Here is a 2475-nt window from a genome sequence, read left to right as displayed (position 1 = left end):
GGAATTCCGCAAGTGAACTGCAATTTCAGCGAGAACTTGCGAATATATCACTTAATTCCGCAAGTGCAACCCAATTTCTACGAGAACTAGCAGATATAATCACCTAGCCTTTCCTCACAAAAAAGAAGGCTTGTTTATTAAGTGAAATATTCAATTTTTGCCTCTGGAAAAAATCGCTTTACATAGCTACCTAACGTATCTTTGATTGCTTCTTGCTGTTCATCCTGGTAAACATACTTGTATATGCCATAACGTCCCCATTTTACTTTTCGTTTTGACTCATCTAATTCCAGTTTCGTCATGGGATAATTTTCTTGAATTACTCTTTTAGCGGGTTTTGTAAAACGGTGTTGTATCATTTCAAATGTTAAATCTTTTCTAGCAAATGAAGGTAAAGACGCATCTAACTTTTCAAACATTTCCAAGTATCCTTCTTGCCACCCATCATGAAGATAAATCGGTGCAATAATAAAACCTAAAGGATAATCAGCTTCGGCAACTTTAACAGCAGCTTCAATCCGTTCGTGCAATCTAGAAGTTCCTGGTTCAAAATACTTTATAATATAATCATCATTTATACTAAAGCGAAAGCGTGTTTTCCCTTGATGATTTGCATTAAGCAAATGATCGACATGTGCAAATTTTGTTACAAATCGAAGCTTCCCATATTTCGATTGACCAAAGAACTCAATTGCTTGTTTTAAATGGTGTGTTAAATGGTCGACCCCGACAATATCAGACGTGCAGGATGCTTCGAATCTAGTGATTTCTGGTGCACGTTCATCCATATATTTTTGTGCAGCATCAAAAATCTCATCCACATTTACATATGTCCGAATATAAGGTTTACTTCCCATTGTCGTTTGTAGATAGCAGTAATGGCAATGCCCCATACAACCAGTTGCAAGTGGGATAGCATATTCAGCGGAAGGCTTCGACGTATCAAAATGCAAAGTTTTTCTAACGCCAATAACTAATGTAGATTTCGCAACACGATATTTTTGAAAATGATTATCCCCTGGTAAATTACGAATTTGATTATGTGAAGTGGTCTGTCGTATCTCTACCCCCATATCCTCAAACTTCGAGAGGAGTCGCTTTCCATTCGGATATTCTAATGCTCGTGGTTCCACATAAATCAATTGTGGCGTAAATGGTTTAACCATCTTTTTCACCATCATCCATAACAAATGCTTCCTCATAAGCGAGTTCTGCGGCCGCTTCTGTTGAAAATATTGCAAAATCATTTGAAAGTGGATAATAATTTTCATGCGAAAAAAGCGCTAATTTATTTGGCTGCTCCGGATGTTGTACAATTGCTGCTTGCTGAACATTTGCAACATCTTGAACATGTGGATTACGAATGAGTACATAAACAATATCACCTTTACTATACTTCTGTTCCATTATCTCACCTATCTTCTTTTTTAGTATTCCTATTGTTCCATCGCTTAATTAATTTATGTGTCACTTTTTAAAATTGTATATAAGTAAAAATTATCCAAACGTATAATACATATACAATTGGACAAACTAGCTGAGAGAAATAAGTAGGTGATGTAATGATTATATTTTTCATTCTTGGAAGTATTTTGCTTCCTCTGCTCATGTTATATTCCCAAAAAATCTCAACAAAATTTAACCTAGTTTATAACATACTTGCGATAATCGCTATCCTTGTATTTGGAAATATTGCTTCCCTGTCCATTTATAAAGTAATTAAAGAAAATTCCGTTTTCATGACAACCATTCATGCCATATTTTTAAATCCCTTTTTTCTAATAACAGGTGCTTATATCGGTATTTACGTTCTGTATAGGATGTTATTGTTAAGTATGCAGGAAAAATAAAGTGTTACATCTATATAACAGTCCTTAAATGACATTATATTGGATAACGTATATATTATAGATTGACATTTTAAAGAATGATACAAAAAGATAGCAAAAGTTTTCTATCTCTTTGTTCATACCCTTGTTAGACTTATTGTGCTTTTACATACGTACTTTATATGCCTTTATAGTATAATTTTAATAATTAGAAAAATTAACGAAGAAGGAGGTAAATATTAAGTGAAAAAAGCACTCTTATTTCTTAGCGCTATTGCAATGATGACCGTATTATTTGTACATACAACAGCATTTGCTAAAGACCGAACATTGAACGATAATGGCGATATCGTAAGAACTGTAACAATTGAGGAACAAAATGAATATGAAAATAAAGTATATCAAAATATTGAAGTTACAATCACAGCTGAAGAACAAAATATAGCGGAAAAATCATCAGATTCATTTGGGTATATAATGACACAAAATAATTCAGTAGTCTATTTTATGAAAGAGCAATAAACAAAAGCCCCCGATTGTTAGGCGCCATACTAACAATTGGAGGGCAATTCAATTACTACTCTCATATCAAATTATGCGAAACGCAAAATAAGTATTACTATCAATCATCCTTAAATGGTTTCTT

The 2475-nt window shown here is 33.4% G+C and carries 3 protein-coding genes; 1 reads left to right on the top strand and 2 read right to left on the bottom strand.

Features of this window, described 5'->3' with window-relative positions:
* Positions 1-137 precede the first annotated feature (137 nt).
* Complete coding sequence (gene splB / locus SPD45_RS14305; RefSeq protein WP_336268454.1) at positions 138-1166, bottom strand: spore photoproduct lyase; 1029 nt, start codon at positions 1164-1166, stop codon at positions 138-140.
* A complete protein-coding gene (locus tag SPD45_RS14300; RefSeq protein WP_336268453.1) occupies positions 1159-1407 on the bottom strand; it encodes a transcriptional regulator SplA domain-containing protein in 249 nt (82 codons plus the stop codon). Before SPD45_RS14300 ends, splB begins: the two co-directional genes overlap by 8 nt.
* 665 nt (positions 1408-2072) lie before the next feature.
* Here SPD45_RS14300 and SPD45_RS14295 point away from each other — a divergent pair.
* A complete protein-coding gene (locus SPD45_RS14295; protein WP_336268452.1) occupies positions 2073-2351 on the top strand; it encodes a hypothetical protein in 279 nt (92 codons plus the stop codon).
* The last annotated feature ends 124 nt before the right edge of the window (positions 2352-2475 follow it).

Source organism: Pseudogracilibacillus sp. SO10305 (assembly GCF_037072005.1).
Classification (GTDB): Bacteria; Bacillota; Bacilli; order Bacillales; family Amphibacillaceae; genus Pseudogracilibacillus; species Pseudogracilibacillus intestinigallinarum.
The sequence above is the reverse complement of the archived record's forward strand: the minus strand, read 5'-3'. Positions and strand labels throughout refer to the sequence as shown.

Bases quoted from the DNA above. Each gene is read 5' to 3' on its own strand.
- splB (WP_336268454.1), bottom strand. From the start codon at position 1,166: ATGGTTAAACCATTTACGCCACAATTGATTTATGTGGAACCACGAGCA.
- SPD45_RS14300 (WP_336268453.1), bottom strand. From the start codon at position 1,407: ATGGAACAGAAGTATAGTAAAGGTGATATTGTTTATGTACTCATTCGT.